Annotated in this window: 15 protein-coding genes; 6 read left to right on the top strand and 9 right to left on the bottom strand. The window is 69.4% G+C overall.

Annotation, left to right across the window (positions count from 1 at the left end):
* Positions 1-155: 155 nt before the first annotated feature.
* Positions 156-2237, bottom strand: a complete 2082-nt coding sequence (locus tag V1318_RS07630) for a M13-type metalloendopeptidase (protein ID WP_332939287.1) — start codon at positions 2235-2237, stop codon at positions 156-158.
* Between the two features lie 735 nt (positions 2238-2972).
* Here V1318_RS07630 and V1318_RS07625 point away from each other — a divergent pair.
* Together V1318_RS07625 and V1318_RS07620 are read left to right on the top strand one after the other, a co-directional pair.
* Positions 2973-3956 (top strand): hypothetical protein, encoded by a 984-nt coding sequence (locus V1318_RS07625; protein ID WP_332939059.1) that lies wholly within the window; start codon positions 2973-2975, stop codon positions 3954-3956.
* Positions 3957-4123: 167 nt separating this feature from the next.
* Positions 4124-5497, top strand: a complete 1374-nt coding sequence (locus V1318_RS07620; RefSeq protein ID WP_332939058.1) for an MBL fold metallo-hydrolase — start codon at positions 4124-4126, stop codon at positions 5495-5497.
* A gap of 30 nt (positions 5498-5527) precedes the next feature.
* On the opposite strand, the gene V1318_RS07615 is transcribed toward V1318_RS07620, so the two are convergent.
* From V1318_RS07615 to V1318_RS07605, 3 genes are all read right to left on the bottom strand, one after another.
* Positions 5528-6724, bottom strand: a complete 1197-nt coding sequence (locus tag V1318_RS07615; protein WP_332939057.1) for a low temperature requirement protein A — start codon at positions 6722-6724, stop codon at positions 5528-5530.
* Positions 6725-6737: 13 nt separating this feature from the next.
* Positions 6738-7094 (bottom strand): hypothetical protein, encoded by a 357-nt coding sequence (locus V1318_RS07610; RefSeq protein ID WP_332939056.1) that lies wholly within the window; start codon positions 7092-7094, stop codon positions 6738-6740.
* A gap of 74 nt (positions 7095-7168) precedes the next feature.
* Positions 7169-9709, bottom strand: coding sequence for an autotransporter domain-containing protein (locus V1318_RS07605; RefSeq protein ID WP_332939055.1), 2541 nt, complete (start codon positions 9707-9709; stop codon positions 7169-7171).
* 578 nt (positions 9710-10287) lie between these two features.
* Between V1318_RS07605 and V1318_RS07600 the strand changes: the two genes are divergently transcribed.
* Entirely contained in the window at positions 10288-11619 is a 1332-nt protein-coding gene (locus tag V1318_RS07600; RefSeq protein ID WP_332939054.1) for a DEAD/DEAH box helicase, read from the top strand.
* A gap of 122 nt (positions 11620-11741) precedes the next feature.
* Positions 11742-12110 (top strand): hypothetical protein, encoded by a 369-nt coding sequence (locus V1318_RS07595; protein WP_332939053.1) that lies wholly within the window; start codon positions 11742-11744, stop codon positions 12108-12110.
* Between the two features lie 405 nt (positions 12111-12515).
* Here V1318_RS07595 and V1318_RS07590 read toward each other — a convergent pair whose 3' ends face one another.
* Positions 12516-13682 (bottom strand): S1 family peptidase, encoded by a 1167-nt coding sequence (locus V1318_RS07590; protein ID WP_332939052.1) that lies wholly within the window; start codon positions 13680-13682, stop codon positions 12516-12518.
* Positions 13683-14169: 487 nt separating this feature from the next.
* On the bottom strand, positions 14170-15027 hold the full coding sequence (locus V1318_RS07585; RefSeq protein ID WP_332939051.1) for a PA4780 family RIO1-like protein kinase: 858 nt from the start codon (positions 15025-15027) through the stop codon (positions 14170-14172).
* A gap of 93 nt (positions 15028-15120) precedes the next feature.
* Here V1318_RS07585 and V1318_RS07580 point away from each other — a divergent pair, with 93 nt between their 5' ends.
* Together V1318_RS07580 and V1318_RS07575 are read left to right on the top strand one after the other, a co-directional pair.
* Positions 15121-15831, top strand: coding sequence for an rRNA pseudouridine synthase (locus V1318_RS07580; protein ID WP_332939050.1), 711 nt, complete (start codon positions 15121-15123; stop codon positions 15829-15831).
* Positions 15832-16004: 173 nt separating this feature from the next.
* Positions 16005-17159 carry a WG repeat-containing protein gene (locus V1318_RS07575; RefSeq protein WP_332939049.1) on the top strand — a complete coding sequence of 385 codons (1155 nt, stop codon included), beginning with the start codon at positions 16005-16007 and terminating at the stop codon, positions 17157-17159.
* A gap of 178 nt (positions 17160-17337) precedes the next feature.
* On the opposite strand, the gene V1318_RS07570 is transcribed toward V1318_RS07575, so the two are convergent.
* The 3 genes from V1318_RS07570 to V1318_RS07560 form a co-directional block, all read right to left on the bottom strand.
* Positions 17338-18999 (bottom strand): CHASE2 domain-containing protein, encoded by a 1662-nt coding sequence (locus V1318_RS07570; RefSeq protein ID WP_332939048.1) that lies wholly within the window; start codon positions 18997-18999, stop codon positions 17338-17340.
* Positions 18996-20582: a FecR domain-containing protein gene (locus V1318_RS07565; protein ID WP_332939047.1), complete on the bottom strand. Its 1587-nt coding sequence runs from the start codon at positions 20580-20582 to the stop codon at positions 18996-18998. The genes V1318_RS07570 and V1318_RS07565 overlap by 4 nt, the downstream gene beginning before the upstream one ends.
* 228 nt (positions 20583-20810) lie before the next feature.
* Positions 20811-21071, bottom strand: a complete 261-nt coding sequence (locus V1318_RS07560) for a hypothetical protein (protein ID WP_332939046.1) — start codon at positions 21069-21071, stop codon at positions 20811-20813.
* Positions 21072-21153: the final 82 nt, after the last annotated feature.

Raw genomic sequence — 21153 nt, 5'->3', positions numbered from 1 at the left:
TGCCCATGAACGGGTTTCGCGGTTGCGGAAGATGGCGGCCGCCGGTTCGGCTTCGGCGGCCCCCAAAAGCGAAGGCCCGGGAAACCCGGGCCTTCGCGCCTGCCGACGAGGGCAAGTAACGCTTGACGGCGCCGCCTGGCCGGCGGCGCCGGGTTTCACCAGATCACGACTTGCTTGTCGCCTTCGCGCACCATCGGCTGGCCCGGCTTGCACGAGAACGCCGCGGCGAAGGCCGGCAGGTTCGACGGTGCGCCGATCGCGCGGAAGTTGGCCGGCGCGTGCGGGTCGGTGGCCAGGCGCACCTTCAGCTCTTCGGGCTTGAAGTTGCGGCGCCACACGGTGCCCCAGTTGAGGAAGAAGCGCTGGTCGCGGGTCAGGCCGTCGGTCTTGGGGTCGGGCTGGCCGGCGGTGGCCTTGACCATCGCGTCGTAGGCCGTGGCCAGGCCGCCCAGGTCGGCGATGTTCTCGCCCAGGGTCAGCTTGCCGTTGACCTTGGCGCCCGGCGCGGCCTCGTAGCCGTTGAACTGCGCGATCAGCTTGTCGGTGCGGCCGCCGAAGCCCTTGGCGTCGGCCGGCTGCCACCAGTTCTCGAAGTTGCCGGTCGCGCCGAAGCGGCTGCCCTGGTCGTCGTAGCCGTGGGTCATTTCGTGGCCGATGACCGCGCCGATGCCGCCGTAGTTGGTGGCGTCGTCGGCGTTCGGATCGAAGAACGGCGGCTGCAGGATCGCGGCCGGGAACACGATCTCGTTCTGCAGCGGGTTGTAGTAGGCGTTGACCATCTGCGGCGGCATGCCCCACTCGGTGCGATCGACCGGCTTGCCGATCTTGCCCAGGTTCCACTTGTAGTTGAACTCGTTGGCGGCCATCACGTTGGCGAAGTAGCTGTCGCGGCTGGTCTGCAGGCCGGCCCAATCGCGCCACTTGTCGGGGTAGCCGATCTTGGGCGTGAAGGCGGCCCACTTCTCCATCGCCTTCTTCTTGGTTTCCGGGCTCATCCAGTCCAGCTTCTCGATGCGGGCCTTGAGGGCCTCGCTGAGGTTCTTGACCAGGGCTTCCATGCGCGTCTTGGACTCGGGCGAGAACGCGACCTTGACGTACATCTGGCCCAGGGCTTCGCCGGCCTGCTCTTCGATGGTGTCGAGCACGCGCTTGCTGCGTTCCTTCAGCTCGGTCTGGCCGCGCAGGGTCTTGCGATAGAACTCGAAGTTCTCCTTGACGAAGTCGTCCGACAGGTAGGGCGAGGCGCTATCGACGGTGTGGAAGCGCAGGTAGCTCTGCCATTGCGCGGCCGGCACGTCGGCGAGCATCTTGCTGACTTCCTTGTGGAAGTCAGGCATCGCCAGCGAGAACATCTTCGGCACGGCCACGCCCTGCGACTCGATGAACTTGGTCCAGGGGAAGTTCGGCGCCAGCTTGTCCGCGTCGGCCGGGCTGACCGGGTTGTAGTACAACTCGGCGTCGCGCGAGAGCTGCTCGCTGGTCTTGGAGACCTTGGCCAGGCGGGTTTCGAACGCGATCACGTCCTTGGCCTGCTTGGCGGCGTCTGCGGCGGCCACGCCGCTGAGCTGCAGGACGTTGGAGACGTGGGTCTCGTACGCGGCCAGCTTGTCCTTCTTCTCCGGCGAGGTGTAGTAGGTCGGGTCCGGCAGGCCCAGGCCGCCCTGCGAGGCGTAGGCGATGTTGTTCTTGGAATCCTTGAAGTCGGCCTCGGCGCCGAAACCGAACAGCACGTTCTGGCCCTTGGCGGCGCTGGCGCGCAGGTAGTCGGCGATCTGGTCCTTGTTCTCGAGCTTGGCGATCGCGTCGAGCTCGCCCTTGATCGGGTTGATGCCCTGCGAGTTGATCTTGGCCGCGTCCATGCCGCTGGCGTAGAAGTCGCCGACGATCTTGTCCACGCCGGTGGCGTTGGGCAGTTCGGCGGCCTTCTCGGCGAGCTGCTTCTGCACCGCGGTGGAGCGCTCGTCGAGCATTTCGAACGCGCCCCAGGAGGTGCGGTCGCCCGGAATGGCGTTGGCGGCCAGCCACTTGCCGTTGACGTAGCCGCCGAAGTCGGTGCAGGCGTCCTTGGTGGTGTCTAGGTCGCTGACCTGGAAGCGGTTGACGCCCGGCAGCTTGCTGTCGTCGATCTTCACAGCGCCGGCGTCGGCGGTCGGCTTGGCGGCGTCGGCAACCGGCGCGGCCTCGTCCTTCTTGGTGCAGGCGACCATCGCGGTGGTGATGGCGAGGGTCAGCAGCAGGATTTGGGGTTTCTTCAAGGTCACAACGGGCTCCGGCCTGGCGGCGTTTGGGAGTAGGGCATGGATACCGCCCCATTCGGGGCGTGGCAGGACAATAGACCCCTTCGGGCCGGCGAGGGGGTGTCGAAGGTCATGGCGCCCTGGTGGTAGGGGCAGGACGGGCTCCCGGCGTTGCGGGCGCCGCGGAAGGACAGGATGGGCGCGGCCGTTGCCGCGGAGGCGTATTCAGGGGCCGCGGATGGTGTGCATGCGTCGGGATCGGCGGACGCACGTCGCCCATCGCTCCGACACACTACTCGGCTGTGGGCATCGCACCCCCGACTGTGCCCGTCACGACGCCGCCGACGATCTATTCGCAGCGGGCGGGGCGCAGCGGCGACGCCCAGTCAGCGACATGAGCGCGTATGCCGGCTACGTGCGAACCCAAGCCCTGACCGGTTCCGGTTCGGTTTTGCGTGCGGCCGAATCGCGCCTGTTTCGCGCGGACTCTGCGCTGGCAACGTAGCCACAAAATCGAGTGCGGCCCTGGTTGCTTCGGTTGTGCAACCGTTTGCAGGCCTGCGGCAACGCGCGGTCGCCTGAAAGGAATCCACTACGTCGACCTCGCGTACAAGCGCGGATGCGCGAAAAAATGTGACTAATGTCCTATTTTAAATCCGGTTCTCGTCCTTTTTGAGTGTCGGCGATCGAGTCCAAGGGGGACCCGGCCCGCAAACCGAACCAAAGGGAACGCACATGAACAAGTTGATCCTGGCCGCGGGGCTGTTTGCCCTCGCTCCGGTGCTATCGAGCACCGCCGACGCCGCCGGCCGTGGTGCGCGCGGCGAACTGGTCTACCAGATCGTGAAGAAGTGGGGCCCATACGTGCAGGAGACCTATCGCGCAGATATCGGCGCTTGGTCCAAGGAGATGGGTCAGAGTTTCGCCAAGGCGCCGATGGATTCGCTGCAAGCTGCCGCCGATGCGCGCAGTTTCGATGCGATGAACGCCGCGCTGACGGGAGAGACCTTGGTCAGCAAGGCCGATGTCCAGCCCACCGCGCTGGGCGACGCGGCCACCGATCTGGTATTCGTGCCGATCACGCCCTGCCGTCTTTTCGATACCCGTTTGGCTGGCGGCCCGATCCCGGCGTTTACCGTGCGCAGCTTCGACGTGACTGCGGTATCCGACTACAGCTTCCAGGGCGGTCACGCGAGCAACTGCAACGGTGTCGGCGCGGCCGGCTCGTTCGGCGCCGCGGTGATCAACTTCACGGTGGTGTTCCCTGCAGGCCCCGGCCATCTCATCACGTGGCCATTCGGCCGTCCCCAGCCGGACACTGCCACGTTGAACTTTGCCGCTGGCGACGTTCGCGGCAACCTCTCCACGGTGGCTTTGGATCAGGGCGCCTCGGCCAACGAACTCAGCGTTTACACCACCGCCCAGACCCACCTCGTCGGCGATATCGTCGGCTACTTCATCAACCCGGGTCCGCTGCTGCTCCAGTGCGTGGACAGCGGCACGACCGACACGCCAGTTGCCGCCGGCGCCACCGCGAACTCGGTCGCTCCGGCGTGCCCCTCCACGCATCCGATGCAGACTGCCACCAACTGTCAGTCGTCGACGTGGCAGATGCCATTCGTGTTCTTCTCCGGCGGCGTGTGCTCGGCGCAGAACAATTCGGCTGGCGCGGCGACGCTGCGTTCCTCGCGTACTTGTTGCCGCGTTGTCGGTAGCTGACGCCTGCGCCGCAGCTGCTGCGGCGCTACCTGACACGACGCCGCCCCGCCAGTCGGGGCGGCAGTCTATTCGGAGATTGCATCCGGATTTGTTCCAGGCGCACCCCTTGTAGGGTGAGGCGTTTTGCGCAAAGGTGCGACCAGTTCACCTTTCCGGAGCTACTAGGTATGCGCGTCCATTTCCACGGAGCCGCCGGCGAGGTCACCGGTTCGCTGCACGAGGTCGAGGCCGCGGGACAGCGCGTGCTGCTGGACTGCGGCATGATCCAGGGCAGTCCCGAGGCCGAAGCCCGCAACGCCGATCCGTTTCCGTTCGCCGTGGCCGCGCTGGACGCGCTGGTGATCAGCCATGCGCATATCGACCACATCGGCCGCGTGCCTTTGCTGGTGCGGCGCGGCTTCCGTGGCCAGATCCACGCCCAGGCCGCCACCGCCGATCTGATACGGATCATGCTGCTGGACGCGGCCCATATCGCCGAGAGCGAGGCCGAACGCGGCAACCGCCGTCGTCGCGGCGGCGAGCCGGAGCTGGTGCCGCTGTACACCCGGGCCGATGTCGAAGCCGCGATGACGCGAGTGCGGCCCTTGCCCTACGACCAACGCGCGCAGATCCTGCCCGGCGTCGAGATCGCGTTCCGCGAGGCCGGGCACATCCTCGGCTCGGCTTCGGTGGAGGTTTACGCCGACGGCCGCAAGCTGGTGTTCTCCGGCGACCTGGGCCCCAAGGGCACGCCGATCCTGCGCGATCCGGCGCGCATCGACAGCGCCGACCTGGTGCTGATGGAGTCGACCTACGGCGACCGCCTGCACCGCGACCGCGCCGAAACCATCCGCGAACTCGGACGCATCCTCGACGAGACCTGGCGCGACGGCGGCAATGTGCTGATCCCGGCCTTCGCGGTCGGGCGCAGCCAGGAGTTGCTGTACTGGTTCGCCAAGCATTGGGACGAATGGCAGATGGGGCGCTGGCAGGTCTTTCTCGACAGCCCGATGGCGGCCAAGGTGGTCGGCGTCTACGACCGCCACACCGAACTGTTCGACGAGGATGCCCGGCAAGTCTGGCGCGACAAGCCCAGTCCTTTCCGGCTGCCCAACCTGCGCCTGACCGAGTCGGCTGAGGATTCGATGGCGATCAACCGCATCGAGCGCGGCGCGATCGTGATCGCCGGATCGGGCATGGCCAACGCCGGCCGCATCCTGCACCACTTCCGGCAGCGTCTGGACCGGCGCGAAACGCGGGTCGTATTCGTCGGTTACCAGGCCGAGGGCACCCTGGGCCGGCGCCTGGTCGACGGCGCCAAGTGGGCGCGCATCCACGGCCGCGACGTGCGCGTCAACGCGCAGCGCCACACCGTCGGCGGCCTGTCGGCGCACACCGACCAACGCGGCTTGATGGACTGGTACGGCGCGATCGCCGGGCATCCGCCGCTGGCCCTGGTGCACGGCGAGGACAAGGCGCGCGAGGCGCTGGCGGGAGAGATCGGCGAGCGTTACGGCGTCAAGCCGGTGCTGGTGCGGCCGGGCATGAGCCTGGAAGCCTGAGTTCCGCTTTCCGCGGGCCTGCGCGCGCGATCAGCGCGCAGGCGCCGCCGCTGCGCGCTTCAAGGCCAGCGTCTCCCATAGCGCCACCAGCGCCAGCACCGCCGTGGTCGCGATGCCTAGCGCCAAAGCCGACAGGTGCGCGGGCTTCGCGGCCAAGCTCAGTGCCAGCAGCAAGGTCAGGCCGGCCAGATGGGACAGCGGCGGGCCGCGGCGGTCGTTGGTCGTCCATTTGAACAAGGCGTTGCCGAGCAGGTACAGCGCCGGCCCGCCCACGATCGCCGCGATGCCGGCGGTGTCGGCGTGCCCCGGATGCATCAGCACGATCTCGTCGGCGACCGCGCAGACGATGATGCCGGCCACGATCGGCAGATGCAGATAGGTATAGGCCATGCGCGCCTGCCGGCCGGGATCGGCGGCATGCGCGATGCGATGGCTGGCGCGTTCGGCGCCGCTGTCGAAGTAGAGCCACCACATCGCCACGCTGCCGACGAAGGCGCTCACGAACGCGGCGCCGTGGCTGGCGTCCAGCGGCAGTCCGGCGAAGGTCGCGCCGGTGACCAGGATCGACTCGCCCAGGGCGATGATCACGAACAGCGCGCAGCGTTCGGCCAGATGGCCGCCGTCCACGTCCCAGTCGCCGATGCTTGAGCGGCCCAGGCCGGGCACCCAGTAGAACGCGATCGGCCCGAAGAACTCGATCAGCAGCGCGCCCACCCACCAGCCGAAACGCACCTGTCCTTCGGCCAGGCCGCCGGCGATCCACAGCGTGCCGGACACCATCAGCCACACCGCGATGCGCAGGAAATTGCGGAACAAGCCCGGATGCACGCCGCGCAGCACGACCACCATGAATAGCGTGCGCCCGACCTGCATGGTCGCGTAGGCCGCGGCGAACATCAGCCCGCGCTCGCCGAACGCCTCCGGCAGCGAGCTCGACAGCAGCAGCCCGCCCAGCATCAAGGCGAACAGCAGCAGCCGCACCGGCGCGGTATCCGGGTCCAACCAGTTGGTGCACCAGGAGGTGTAGATCCACACCCACCACACCGCCAGGAACAGCAGCAGGGTCTGCAGCGCGCCGGTCAGGCTCAGGTGGTCGAGCAGGGTATGCGACAGCTGGGTGACCGCGAACACGAACACCAGGTCGAAGAACAGCTCGACCATGGTCACGCGGCCGTGCTCGTGCGCGTTGCGGTTGCGCAACAGGCTGCGTGCGGGGGCGTCGCTCATCGCGCGGCGCCGCTCAGCGTCGCGGTGGGTGGCCGGCATGGGCCATCAGCAACAGCAGGCCGCCGATCATCCCGACGTTCTTCATGAAGTGCAGCAGCTGGGCGCCGCGCTCGGCACCGGCCAGGCTCCAGAACGGGTGCGACATCAGTGCGTCGGCCGCCATCAGCGCCGCGGCCAGGCCGGCGGTCCAGCGCAGTTTCCAGCCGCTGGCGATCAGCAGGCCCAGCACCAGTTCGACCGCGCTGAACGCCAGGGTCGCCGTCGGCGTCGCCGCGCCGCCCCAGGCGTCGAGCAGGCGGTACAGGCCCATGACGATGAAGACGCTGGCGATCAGCGTGCGGGCGGTGGTCGCTAGGCTGCGGTTGTCCATGGCCTGCCCCCAGGCTGCGGTGGATCCGGTGGTGCCGCGCCGCGCGCCCGTCGGGCGCGCGGCTCCGGTCCTTTCTACCAGTCCACGCGCAATCCTGCATGCCCCTGCACGCTGCGGTGTTCCTCGCCGGACAACTCGTGGGTGTAGTCGGCGACGAAATACAGGCCGACTGCGGGCGAAATCCGGCCGACCAGGCCGGCGCCGAACTCGACCGCGTCGGCGCGGCTTTCGGTGCGGATGCGGTCGTCGCCGAAGCGGGTGTCGTCGTCGCCGCCGAGCTCGCTCCACAGGTTGAGCTTGAGGTAGGGGCGCCAACTCGCATCCGCGTTGGCGCCGTGCAGGCGTGCGCCGATGCGCGCGCTGAGGCCGTCGCCGGCGTCGAAGGACACGCTGGAGAACGCATCGGCGGTGTCGTCCAGCGAGCTGTGCTGCCAGACCAGCTGCGCCTGCGGCTCCAGCACCAGGCGCTCGCCCAGCGCGATCGGCCAGCCGCCTTCCAGCGAGGCGATGAACTGCGAACCGTCGACGTCCGAGCCCAGGCCGCGGCTGGAACGCGCCTTACCGTCCAGGCGCGAGCCCAGCAGTACCGCGTCGAAATAGCGGCCGCCTTCGCCGCTGCGCGTCCAGTACAGGCCCAGGCTGCGGCTGTCGAGTTCCAGGCGGCCGACGCGCTGCATGCGCCCTATCGCGAAACCGTCGATGTCGCCGCGGCTGCGGGCCGCGCCGACGAACACGCCGATGCGGTCGCTGCCGCCGCCGTCGCGTTCGCCCGCGTACAGGTCCAGGCCCAGTTGCAGGCCGCTGATGTCGCCGTCGAAGCGCGGCAGCGCCGCGCCTTCCCAGCGCTGGCGCGTGCTTTCGCCGTACACGCGCAGCCAGCCGGCGTCGAAGCCGCCGCCGTGACCGAGCAGCGACTGCTCGCCCTGGCGCTCGTGCAAAGTGCCGATCGTGGCCAGGCCGTTGATCCGCACCAGCGCCGGCAGCGCGCTGTAGACCGCGGTCTCCGGCCGATACAGCGGGATCGGCTCCTCGCCGACCTGCGGCGCCGGCGGTGCGGGCGGCGGCGGTGCCGGCGGCTCCGGCGGAGGCGGCGCGGGCGGGGTCGGCGGAGGCGGCGGCACCACCGGCGGTGCGGGCGGTGCCGGCGGCGGTTCCGGCGGCGGCGGTGGCGTCACGGGCGGAGGCGGGGGAGTGGGCGGCGGCGGAGGCGGCGCCACCGAGTAGGAGCGCAGGTACCAGTTGTCCTGGGTGCCGGCATCGACGCCGCCGCGGAACAGCAGGTACTCGAAGGCGCCGGCCGCGACCGGCTGGGCCAGGCTGAAGGCGCCGGCCTGGGTCTGCGCGCCGGCGATGGCCTGCACCACCAGGATGCCGTTGGCCAGGGTCTGCGCGCCGCTGCCGCCGAGATTGCTGACCAGCATCGAGGTGCTGCCGCTGGCCAGACCGTTGGAGATCACCAGCTTGTCCGAGGCCGAGCCGTCCGCGCCCAGCACCGTCTGCAGATGCAGCTGGCCGCCGTTGCCGACGTAGTTGCCGATCACGGTCAGGCTGTCGCCGGCGACCGCGCCGCCGGAGGTCAGATCGATGTAACCGGCGTTGTTGACGTTGCCGAACTGGCCCGCGCTGAACGGCCGCACCGCGCGCGCGCCGCTGACCAGCAGGCTGCTGGTGGCGTCGATGTTGAGCGCGCCGCCGCCGGTGCCGGCATCGCCCAGGCTCAGGTCGGCGTCCAGCGCGAAGCGCGTGCCCGTGGCGAGATCCAGCGTCTCCCAATTGCGGATCCGCGATACGCCGGCGACCTGCGCGTTGGCGAACAGCAAGCGGTCCGAACCGGTGCCGCCGTCGAAGGCATCGACCTCGGCGATCGTCGCCGCCGCCAGATTGCGCAGCGCCGCGCTGTCGTTGCCCGCGCCCAGCGAGATGTTGCCGGCCACGGTGCCGGCGTTGGCCCAGCTCAGCGCGTCGGTGCCGGCACCGGTGAGCAGGCTGCCGCCGACGCTGCCGCCGGCGATGTTGAGGGTGTTGTTGCCGTTGCCGAAATCGACGTTGCCGCCGATCGTCGCCGTGCCGCTGAGATTGAGCAGGTCGTTGCCTTGCTCGGCGTTGAGCACGCCGTCGATGCCGCCGCCGCTCATGTTCATGATGTTGTCGCCGACGCGCAGATTGACCGAACCGATCCGGCCGCCGCTCATGTCGACGATGTCGCCTTCGTTGAACGCGCCGACGATGCGGCCGCCGCGGATCACCGCGGTGTCGCGGTCGGCGCCCTGGTCCAGCGCCTGGATGGTGCCGCCGGTCATGCTGAAGCTGTCCTGCCCGGAACCCTGATCGACCAGGCCGCCGATGCTGCCGTCGCTGATGCTCAGGCCGTCGTTGCGGGTGCCGAAGCTGACCGCGCCGGTGATGGTGCCGCCGTTCACCGTGACGCGGTCGTTGCCGCCGCCGGTCAGGACCAGCGAGGCGGTGGGATCGGGCGCGCTGCCGTCGCAGGTGATGACATCGTCGCCGGCGGTGGGCGCGGGCGTGCAGGTCGCGCGGGCGGGCTGGGGCAGGGCGAGCAGGGCGGCGACGATGGCTAGGGCGAGCGCATGCGGCCGGACGGGCGCGACTTCCATGAACACCTCCTGGTACCGATTGGGGGAAGATCGGAGCAAGGCGGGCGGCGCTGGTGCATCGCCCGTTGACCGCGTCCTGCGGCCCTTAGCCGCTCCATTAGCACATTCAGTGAGTGTTTAAAGTGTAGAAAGGGTGCCTATAGCGGCTGCATCGTGGGTTTATGCGGCGCATCTGCAACGTCCGTCACGACCCTTCCCGGCGTCGGCCGCGTCCGGTGCGGCGCGAATGGCCGGGCCAGAACCGGCGCTCGAGCTTGTCCGAACCGATCCGTCGCCTCCGGGCGTTTTCCTAATCCCGACAAGAATTTAGCTGGCGCAGCCCGGCGCTTTCGCGTACAGTGCCGCCTGTTCAGCGCACGGCTGCCTCCCCGCAAGGGGTACGTTTCCCAGGTTGCCCGCCGCATCGCAAGAGTCCAATGCTCTTGGGCGATCGGCTTTATCCCGCACGTCTTTCGTAGCGCCGACACGGTCCGGAGCATCCGGCACCGTCATTTCGATTACTCGCAGCGCGGTTCTAGGGAACGCTCCGAGTGACTCCGCGACTCCGGTCCGCGGATCCTTAGTACTTGGAGTTCCACATGACGTTTGAATCCCTCGGGCTTGCGCCCGCGTTGCTGCGCGCGCTCGTCGAGCAGAATTACAACACCCCGACCCCGATCCAGGCCGAAGCGATCCCGCTGGCCATGGCCGGGCACGACCTGCTGGGCGGCGCCCAGACCGGTACCGGCAAGACCGCCGCGTTCGGCCTGCCGCTGCTGAACCGCCTGTCCAAGCTCACCGGCAGCAACGGCCCGCGCAAGCCGCGCGCGCTGGTGCTGGTGCCGACCCGCGAACTGGCGGTGCAGGTCAACGACAGCCTGCGCAGCTACGCCAAGCATCTGCGCCTGAGCATCTGCTCGATCTACGGCGGCGCCGGCATGGGCCCGCAGGTCGACATGCTGCGTCGCGGCGTCGACGTGCTGGTCGCCACCCCGGGCCGCCTGATCGATCACATGGAGCGCGGCACCGCCAAGCTCGACGCGATCGAAATCCTGGTGCTGGACGAGGCCGACCGCATGCTCGACATGGGCTTCCTGCCCGCGATCAAGCGCATCCTCGGCCGCGTGCCGCCGCAGCGCCAGACCATGCTGTTCTCGGCCACGTTCGAAGCCGAGATCAAGAAGCTCGCGCTGGAGTTCATGCGCGAACCGCAGCAGGTCCAGGTCGCGGCCAACAACACCATCGCCGACACCATCGCCCACAAGGCGCATCCGGTCGACGGCGGCCGCAAGCGCGATCTGCTGGTGCGCATCCTGGCCGAGCGCAGCACCGATCAGGTGCTGGTGTTCGGCCGCACCAAGCACGGCTGCAACCGTCTGGCCGAACAGCTGGAAGACGCCGGCTTCAAGGCCGTCGCCATCCACGGCAACAAGAGCCAGGCCCAGCGGCAGAAGGCCCTGCGCGACTTCAAGGCCAATAAGGCCCGCGTGCTGGTCGCCACCGACGTCGCCGCGCGCGGTCTGGACATCCCCAGCCTGCCGCTGGTGATCAACTTCGACCTGCCGATGGTGGCCGAGGACTACGTGCACCGCATCGGCCGCACCGGCCGCAACGGCGCGACCGGCGAAGCCCTGTCGCTGGTGTCGCCGGACGAAGGCGGCCTGCTGCGCCAGATCCAGCGCATCCTCAAGGACGACATCCAGATGGTCACGGTCGAAGGCTTCGAGCCGAGCCGTCCGATCCGCATGGGTTCCGACGCTCCGGGCGCGCGTCGCCCCGGCGGTCAGCGCCCGGGCGGCAACAACGGCCCGCGCAAGCCGGCCCACCGTCCGCACGGCAAGCCGGCCCCGCGCCACGCCCACGCCGGTCCGCAGCACCGCAGCGGCGGCCGCACGGGTTCGGGCAACGGCCAGCGCCGCGAAGGCGCGTAAGCGTTTCGCAGCGTCGACGAGAAAGGCCGGCATCGCCGGCCTTTTTCTTTGGCGGCGCACAGGGCGGACGGGCCCGTCGCGCGCTAGGATTGGCCTTCCCACGGAAAGCAAGGAACGCATCCATGAAGTCGCTGCTCGCTCTGCTTGTCACCTTGGTGCTGGCCTTCGCGCCCGCGCGGCTCGCGCATGCCACCTCGTCCCTGCTGTTCGACGGTGACGGGTACTCGCTGAACCTGGAAATCGGCTACGACAAGCGCCCCGTGATCGGAAGCGTCTTCATCTACCAGCCTGGCGATAAGGGGCAGGTGGTGCCCAGGCAGCGGGTGCGCGTCGAGGAATTCGATACCCAGCGCAAGCGTCTCAAGCTGCGCTACACCGCCACCGACGAAGCCCCCGGCATTCCCTCGTTCACGCTGGTCATGACCGCAACCGAGGCGGTGTTGACCCTGGAGGGGCGGCGCATCGTGTCGAAGGCGAACTGGGAGATGTAGGCGGCAGACCACGATAGTGGGGTTGCCGCGGAATGATCGCCAATCGAAAGACGGCTGAAGCGGTCGGCGAAAGGATTCCCGAAGCGCATAGGCTTCTGAAGCAATGCCCATCAACGAATCACGCGAGTTCCGATTTGCCGCTTTATCTGAAGCACCCCGGCATCGCGCCAGCAGGCTTGGACCGCGCCTGAAAAGCGCCGTTGCGAAGGATCCTGTTTCCTTGTCGACCTGGCGCCTGCTCCTGGCCTGCGTCGGCGCCCTGACGTGGAGTCGACTGTTTGCTCGGTGAATCCTTCAGCCTGGCGGCCGCTCTGCCGCCGATCGCGCCCAGGGCGTTGTGCCTGACGAAACAAAAAGGCGCCCCGAAAACCGGGGCGCCCATACTCGTGGTTCAGCCCGCAGGGATCAGGGGCTGGTACGCAAGGTCAGCGAGTAAGCGCTGAGGATGGGGTTGATCGGCGTGTAGTAGCTGTTGCCGCCGCCGGTCCGGCCCTGACGGCCCTTGCAGCTGCCGCTGCCGCCCGACAGCACGCCCTGGGCCTGGCCGACGCCGGTGATGAAGGAACCGCCGGAATCGCCGCCTTCCGCGCACGCGGTGGTCTGGGTCAGGCCGGTCACGGTGCCGTCCGGATTGCCCGAGCCGTCCACGTAGGACACGGTCATGTTCTTGCTGCGGATCGCGCCGCAGCGCCAGCCGCTGGTGCGGCCGGAACGGCACAGCGCCGCGCCAACCGCGGCTTCGGTGCTGCCGCGCACGTTGACGTCGCCATTGCCGTAGCCGTACACGCTGGGCGACAGCGTATGCGTGCTATCCACCTTGACCCAGCCACGGTCGGGACCGGTCTGAGTGCCGCTGGGCATGGTGGAGGAGGCGAACGAACCGATCCTCACGCCCGGCGTCCATTGCGAGACTTCGTGATAGACGACCTCGCCGGTGGTGCCGCAGTGGCCGGCCGTGGCGAAGCCCGGGGAGCTGCCCTGGGTCACGGTGAAGCCGACCGAGCAGGCGTACAGATAGCCGTCGCCGGGATCGCGCAGGTAACCGCGGCCGCCCTGTACGGCGATCAGGCGCTGCGGGGCCTCGTTGAGGGTTTCGAAACGCACGGTGTTCGCATCGATGCCACTGCGGGCGACGAAATCGACCGCGGCTTCCTCGGCGCCCGGCGCGATGCCCAGGACCACGCTGTTGCTGGGCAGATCCACCGCCCAGCTGTACACGCCCTTGGGCGCGCCGGCGCTGCGCGCGAGCTGGCTGTCGAGCTGGCCCTTGGCCGAGTTCAGCGCGGCCAGGCTATGACGGGCCTGGCGCGTTTCGACGCCGGCGACCTTGCCCTTGGCCGAGGTGCTGGCGGCGACGAATCCGAAGGAACCGTCGGCCTTGCGCTCCAGCCAGGCGCCGGCGAAGTTGCGGCCCAGCTGCCTTTCGGCGGCCTTTTCCTGTTGCTCGGCCTGGCGCTCGGCCTTGAGGTACTGGGCCAACTGAGCGCCGGACAGCCCCAAGTCGCGCTGCATGGCCGACTTCAACGCGGGGGCGAGGTCGTCGGCGGCGAAGGCCGCGCCGGAAACAGCCATGGCTGCGGTCGCAGCGATAACCGACATACTGAACTTACGCATATCCAGAAACTCCTTAGATAAGAGAGAGGATGCGAACAGCTTGCGGCGGGTCTAGGGCAGGCGTGGGTCCTGCGCTGGCATGCGCAGCGCTTAGGCCAGCCGCAAAGAGTGGAACGAGAGTGGATTGAATCCACCCCACCTCCGGCGATGCGAAAGTGCGACGGGGTCGTGAATTCGGGTGGTCTGGGCACTTTTCCGGTGCGACCGCGGCGGCGATGGCCGCAAACATGAACGAAAATTCCCATGTGCGGTCGGAACTTGGCTCCGAATGCGGCGGCCGCGGCGGGGTAGCCATCGCGACCGCGCCGACCGCGCCCGGCCGCCTTCCCCGCGGGGCGGCAGGCCGGGTTTTGGCACGCGGCGACCGGTCTTCGGCGTTGGCAAAGCAGCGCAAGCGAAGGCGCAGGCCGCTTGAGGGACGCAGGCGGCGCTGGCCGCCTCGGGCTCAGTCTTCCGCCGCCGCCGCTTCCCGTCCTTGCTGGCGGATCAGCGCCTCTTCGCGCGCGTCGTTGATCGCGTCGCGCACGCTGCCCAGGTCCACCGTCGATTCGTCGTGCACGAACGTTCCGCTGAGTTCGCTGTCGGGGTGCAGCTCGCCGGCCTCGAACAGCGCCCACATCTCCTCGGCGTACCAGGTGTCCAGCAGTTCCGGCGCCCAGGCGCCGAGGCTGGCGGTGAGGTTGTTGACGTCGCGCAGCAGCATCGCGCGCGCGGCATTGTTGCCGGCGGCGCTGACGACCTGCGGGAAGTCGATGATGACCGGGCCGTCCGGTGCGACCAGCACGTTGTACTCGGACAGATCGCCGTGGATCAGGCCCACGCACAGCATCTTCACCACCTGGCGGACCAGGAAGCGGTGGAAGCCGCGCGCCTGGTCCGGCGCCAGTTCGACCTCGCCCAGGCGCGGTGCGGAATGGCCGTCGGCGTCGGTCACCAGTTCCATCACCAGCACGCCGTGGAAATAGCCGTAGGGCTCGGGCACGCGCACGCCAGCGTCGCGCAGTTGGTACAGCGCGTCGACCTCGGTGTTCTTCCAAGCGGTTTCCTGCTGCTTGCGCCCGTACTTGCTGGCCTTGCCGATCGCGCGCGCCTCGCGGCTGCCGCGCACCTTGCGGCCTTCCTGGTACTGCACGCGCTGCTGGAAGCTGCGCTGGGCCATGTCCTTGTAGACCTTGGCGCAGCGCACCTCGTTGCCGGAGCGCACCACATACACCGCCGCTTCCTTGCCGCTCTTGAGCGGACGCATCACTTCATCGATCACGCCGTCGTCGATCAGCGCCTGCAAACCGGGGGGAGTCTTCATCTAGTCCTGTGTACGAACGATCCGGTGGAGGGGGGGCGGGCGCCGGATATGGGCGTATCTTTACACTTAGCGCCTCTACCGCCGACTTTGTCCATGTCCGAAGCTGTCCGTCTTGATAAACGCGTCGCAGAACTGGCGGGCTGTTCGCGCGCGCAAGCCCAGCAATACATCGAGGGCGGCTGGGTCCGGGTGGACGGCGAGGTGGTGGAGGAGCCGCAGGCGCCGGTCACGACCCAGGCCGTGGTGCTGGACCCGGAGGCGCGGCTGGAGCCGGCCGAGCCGGCGACCCTGCTGCTGCACAAACCGGCCGGCCTGGACTTCAAGGACACGCCCGGCCTGGCCCTGCCGGCGGCGCACGCCGAGGGCGACCTGTCCGGCGTGCGCCTGCTCAAGCGTCATTTCCACAGCCTGACCCCGCTGATGCCGATCGACGCCGAGGCTTCCGGCCTGGTGGTGCTGAGCCAGGACGGCCGCGCCTGGCGCCGCCTGACCGAGGACTACGCCCAGATCGAGCAGGAGTTCGTGGTCGAGGTCAGCGGCGAACTGGGCCCCTACGGTCTGAAGCGACTGGCGCACGGCCTGGAGTACCGCGGGCGGGCGCTGGCGCCGTGCAAGGTCAGCTGGGCCAACGAAACCCGTTTGCGCTTCGCGATCAAGAACGTGATGGGCGGGCAGCTGCGGCATATGTGCGCCCAGGTCGGCTTGGAGGTGATCTCCAGCAGGCGCCTGCGCATCGGCCGCATTTCGCTGAGCAAGATGCCGGTTGGGGAATGGCGCTATCTGCCGGTGGGCGAGAAGTTCTGAGTCGTTTCCAAACACTACAGAGCGCGCGGTCCGCCACGAGCCGTAGCCCCTGCCTGAGCGCGCGAGCGGCCGTGCATGCAAACATCGGACGTATGAGAAAAATGGCCCGGATCGTCCCCATCGCTCTGCTTTGCCTGTTGGCCGCTTGTGCGCCGGTTCGCTTCTATCAGGCGATGACCGGAAAGGAAGCGGCGCAGCCCAAACCGCTTCCGATCGCCGAGCGCGGCAAGCCCGCGCCATCGCATCGCAAGATCGCATCGCTCGGCGGCGGCCTGCATCTGGCGCGGATCGATCGAAAAGGCCAGCCGGCCTTCGGCGTGGTGGATCAGCGCGACCTCGTGGTGATCCCGATCGGTTACCAACGCATCGTCGATCTGGGCGACGGCAGCCTGCGCGCCATCGGCCTGCAGAGCGTGCGCGACTTCGATCGCCAGGGAAATGAAGTATCGGCGACCCTGTTCGACAGAGAGTTGCATTTCGTCAACGGCCAGGCCGTCGCGATCGTCAGGCCGCCGGGCGCGGATTTCATGGACGATCGCTACGGCGTCATCGACCAGGACGGGAAGACCGTCATTGCGTTCGAGTACCGCAACATCGTCGCGGTCAGCACCAAGTTGCGGCCGGACGTCAGCTGGTACCAGGTGCAGCGCGATATCGCCCGGCCCGGCGAGCCGAGCAAAGTCCGTCGCGGCCTGCTCGACGCCCAGGGCCGGGTGATCCTGCCGATCGAGTACTACGAAGTTTCGCCGGGCTACGCGGTCGACGGCCTGGACAACGGCTGGGCCCGCGTGTCCGAGCAGGAATACCAGAGTTTCACCGTGAACTTCATCACCGGCCTACGCATGCAAAGGCCGGGCGGCAGCTACTACGGCCGGACGGTGGGCTACGGCACCCTGCTCAATCCCGAGCCCGAAGCGCTCAACCAGTACGAACGCATGCAATGGCGCAAGGCGCACGCCGAGCGCTATCGGCTGGAGCTGTTCGATATGCACGGCAAGCGGGTCTACGACCAGAGCGATATCGGCGACACCTGGGACCTGAGCGGACTTATCGCGGTATGGCGCGCGAAACGCATCGCCCTGCTGGACGCCGACGGCCGGCCGCTGACGGAGTTCAAGTACGACCAAATCCAGGACTACGGCGGCGGGCAGGCCCTGATGATCGCGGCCGGCCGCAGCGTGTGCGTCGATGCCGCCGACCCGCCGGGCACGGAGCGTGCCGCGCGCGATTGCACGAAGGCCACCACCAGGCGGGACGCCAGCAAGCGCGAGCGCGGGCGACGAGGACCGATCGCCGTCCCCGCGAGCTATCCCCGGTATGGCGGTTGAAGGATCGAATGTTCCCGAGGCTCAGTTATGCGTCGCCAATTTCTACGTGGACGACAGCGGCGTCGATAGGGACGAAGGTCGGCGCCGCAGGTACCGACACTGGCTGGCGAAGGCGGTGGCGATGGGCGACGAGGACGCTGCGCGGGAACTCACCGACGCCTAGCGCTATCGCGTCGCCTCACTCCGCCTCCACCGCCCGCGTCGCCATATAGCCGTCGCGCCCGTTCTCCTTGGCCCGATACAGCGCCGCGTCGGCGGCGTCGAACAGGGTGCGCTCGCGGGTGCGGGGGCCGGGGACGCAGGTGTGCAGGCCGATGCTGATGCTGACCTTGGCGCCGCCCAGGACGTCGCCGTGGCGCAGGTTGAGCGCGCGCATGTCGGCGAGCAGGGCCTCGGCGACCAGCGCGGCGCCGTGCCCGGCGGTGTCGGGCAGGACGATGGCGAATTCGTCGCCGCCGAAGCGCGCGGCCAGGTCGCGCGGCCGGCGCGCGTGCGCGGCGATGATGTGGGCGACCTGGCGCAGCACCTTGTCGCCGGCGCGGTGGCCTTCGGCGTCGTTGTAGGCCTTGAAGTGGTCGACGTCGATCAGGGCCAGGGTCAGCGGCGCGCGGGTGCGGCGCGCGCTCGCCAGTTCGCGCTCGAGCACGTGATCGAAGCGGCGTCGGTTGGCCAGGCGGGTGAGGGTGTCGAGGTGGGCCTGACGACGCCAGTGGCGCAGGTGGCCGATCATCCAGGCCAGGTAGGCCAGGGCGATGGCGACGATCGCGGTCGCAGGCGGGAACCACAGGTTGCCCATGCGCAACAGCGCGATGCTCGCGGCGAGGGTGGCGACGGCGGCGGCCAGGGCCAGCAGCAGCGGGCGCGGGAAGCCGGGGACGAGGATGCACAGCACCACCGCCAGCACCACCGCGGCGGTGAGCGCGGCGGCCCACTGCGGGGCCAAGGGCACGATCGCGCGATCGTGCAGCAGCATCTCGAGCACGTTGGCCTGGTACTCGGCGCCGGGCATGCGCAGTTCGTCGGACATCGGGGTCAGGAACGGCGGCGCCAGGCCGGCCGCGGTCACGCCGACCACGACCCAGCGCCCGCGCAGCAATTCGACCGGCACCCGCCCGGAGATCACGTCGGCGTAGGAGACCTGGGCGAAGCTGCCGGGCGGGCCGGCATAACGGATGCGTACGTAATGGTCGCGCGTCCATTGGTAGGGCGATCCGCCCACGGCCGCGGGCCGGCGCAGACCGGGCAGCGGACGTTGCGCGTAGGCCGGATCCAGGCCGATGGTGGCCAGCGACAGGGCCGGCCAGCGCGCTTCGCCCAGGCCCGCGCGCAGGTACATGCCGCGCGCGGTGCCTTCGGCGTCGAGTTCGATGTCGGTGTGGCCCAGCGTGGTCGCGGCCGCGGCCAGCACCGGCGTGGGCAGCACTTCCACCGGCGGGCCGTTCTGGCTGGGCGCGGCGGCGATCACCGGCAGCGCGACGCGGCCGTTGCGCCGTATCGCCTCGGCCAGCGCGTCGTCGTGCGCCCGGCCGCTGCGGTCGGGTTCGGCGAACACCAGGTCCAGGGCGACGCCGCGCACGCCGGCGTGGGCCAGACGATCCAGCAACTGCGCATGCAGGTCGCGCGGCCAGGGCCATTGGCCGAGTTCGCCCAGGCTCTGGTCGTCGACCGCGACCACGATGACGTCGTCGTCGGGCGGATAGGTCCAGGCCGCCAGGTGCTGGTCGTAGAAGGCGTCGTCCAGCCACCAGAGCGTACCGGCGACGCTGATCAGCGCGGCCAGCCCCGCTACGGCGAGGGCGGCGGCGACGCGCAGGGCCCAGGACGGCGCGCGCACGTTCACAAGGCCAGCAGCAACAGCACTGCGGCGCCGGCGCCGGCATAACAGAGGCGACACGGCAGACGGATCTCCTGCGCCGGCGCGAACGGCGCGGCGTAGCCGTCGTCGTCGACGGTCTGCACGCGCACGTACCAGCGGCCGCCGCCGGGGCGATCCAGACTGATCTGCGGCTGCTCGACTTCGCTGTCCAGCAAGGGCTTGGCGAAGTCGGCCTTGCGCGAGATCTGGACGCGGAAGCGCTGGCCCGGCGCCGCGTCCTTCCAGCGCAAGGTCAGTTTCCCTTGCGCGGCTTCGGGCGCCTGCAGGCCGGGATCCGCTGGAGCGTCGCTGACCTCGAACGGCAGCGCGTCGCCGTAGGGGCCGCTGCGGCCGTTGCCGTCGCGCGAAGCCAGGCGCCAGTAGTAGCGGCCCGGCGGCAGCGGTTCGGAGGGGCGATATTGCTGGCCTTCGACCCGGGTCTGCAAACGCAGGCGCTCGAACGCGGGATCGTCGGCGAGCTCCAGGGTGGTGCCGGCGGCGTCCTCGATGCGCGCCCATTCGAAGCGCGGGCGCGGCGCGTGCACGGTCTCGCCGTCGAGCGGACGCAGGGTCAGCGGCGGCAGCGGATGCGCGCTGACCTCGAAACTGCGCTCGGTGTCCTCGCCACCCAGGCCGTTGGCCGCGACCGCGCGCAGCAGCACGCGATGGCGTCCGGGCGGCAGGTCGGCGATGCGCAGGCGGGTGGCGGCGGTGGACGCCTCGAACAGCAGTTCGTCGGGCGCGTCGTCGCGCACCACTTCGACCCGATACGCGACCGCGCCGGGCAGCGCGCTCCAGCTCAGGGCCATGGGCAGCGAGGCCAACTGGGTGCCGGCTTCCTCCAGCCTGGGCGCGGGCAGCAAACGGGTCGGTGCCGAGGCCGCCGCGCCGCCGGCGGCGACGCTGCCGTAGCCCGGGCGCACCAGCACCTCGGGGCCCTGGGCGCCGCCGACCTGGACCTTGCCTTCCAGCACTTCGGTGCTGCCGGGCCGGTCGCCGTCGCCCGCGCTGACGCGGAAACGGGTGCCGCGCACGCTCGAGGTCGCCGACGGGGTTTCGATGATGTAACGCGAGGCCGGGCCGCGCGCGGGAATCACCCGGTTGGAGGAGCGGCCGCGCTGCAGACGCATGCGGGTGTCGACCATGCCGGTCTGGCCGTAGGCGCTGAGGCGGTCGAACACGATGCGGCTGTTGTCGGTCAGCATCAGGCGCGAGCCGTCGGCGAATTCCAGGGTGGCGCTGGCGCCGGGCCCGGTTTCCAGCCAGCCGCCGATGCTCAGGCGCAGGCCTTGGCTGGCCGAGGTCACGCCCGCGCGCGCGGACACCTGCGCGCGCACCGCGCCGCGCAGCGCGACCAGGCGCGCCTTGGCCGGCTCGATCCGCAGCCAGGACACCGGGAAACGCAGCAGGGTGCCGGGCGGCAGACGGTAAGGGTCGGCGACGCGATTGAGCTGTTGCAGCCGCCGCCAATCGACGTCCGTGCGCAGGTGGCGCGCGCTCAGATCCCACAGGTTGTCGCCCGGCCGCACGCGGTAGGTCCACTCCTGGGCCGAGGCCGTGGCGGACAATGCGAGCGTGATCAGGAGGGCGACCAGACATCGGCCCAGCGGACGCCATCGCCTGGCGTGGTGGGGCGGCACTGCTATGGCGAACATCCGTCTTCCGTGGCTGGCGACAGGGGCTGGGATTCGAGCCCAAAACGTGACGGGCCGCGCAGTATTATGGCGCTTGCGCGTGCCTTGTGGCGTTTTTTTCGCCGCCCGGCCGCGGCCGGCCCGGTAGCTCGCCGCCGACCCTCAGGGGCGTGCGCGGCGCGCGCGCCAGAGCGCGTACACAGCGATCAGGACCAGCAGCGGCCAGATCAGCAGCAGGTCGGCGCGCAGCGCGGCGCCAGGGCTGTAGAGCTGAACGGCGGCTTCATACAGGGCGTAGGCCAGCCAGGCCACGGCCGCGACCAGCAGCACCGGGCGGGCGCGCCGGCGCCAGGCCAGGCCGAACAGGGCCGCCAGCAGCAGCGCACCCAGGGCTATGCAGAGGAAGAAAACGACCGGCGACATGGCGGGACGAGCTTAGCCCCGGGCAGGTGATGGCGCGGGCAGGGACCAAGCGCCCCGGCGCCGGCGCCTGGCGCCCGGCGCC

Source organism: Lysobacter sp. CCNWLW3 (genome assembly GCF_036697405.1).
Classification (GTDB): domain Bacteria; phylum Pseudomonadota; class Gammaproteobacteria; order Xanthomonadales; family Xanthomonadaceae; genus Lysobacter.
Note: the sequence above shows the minus strand (reverse complement) of the source record. Positions and strands in the feature narration are given on the sequence as shown.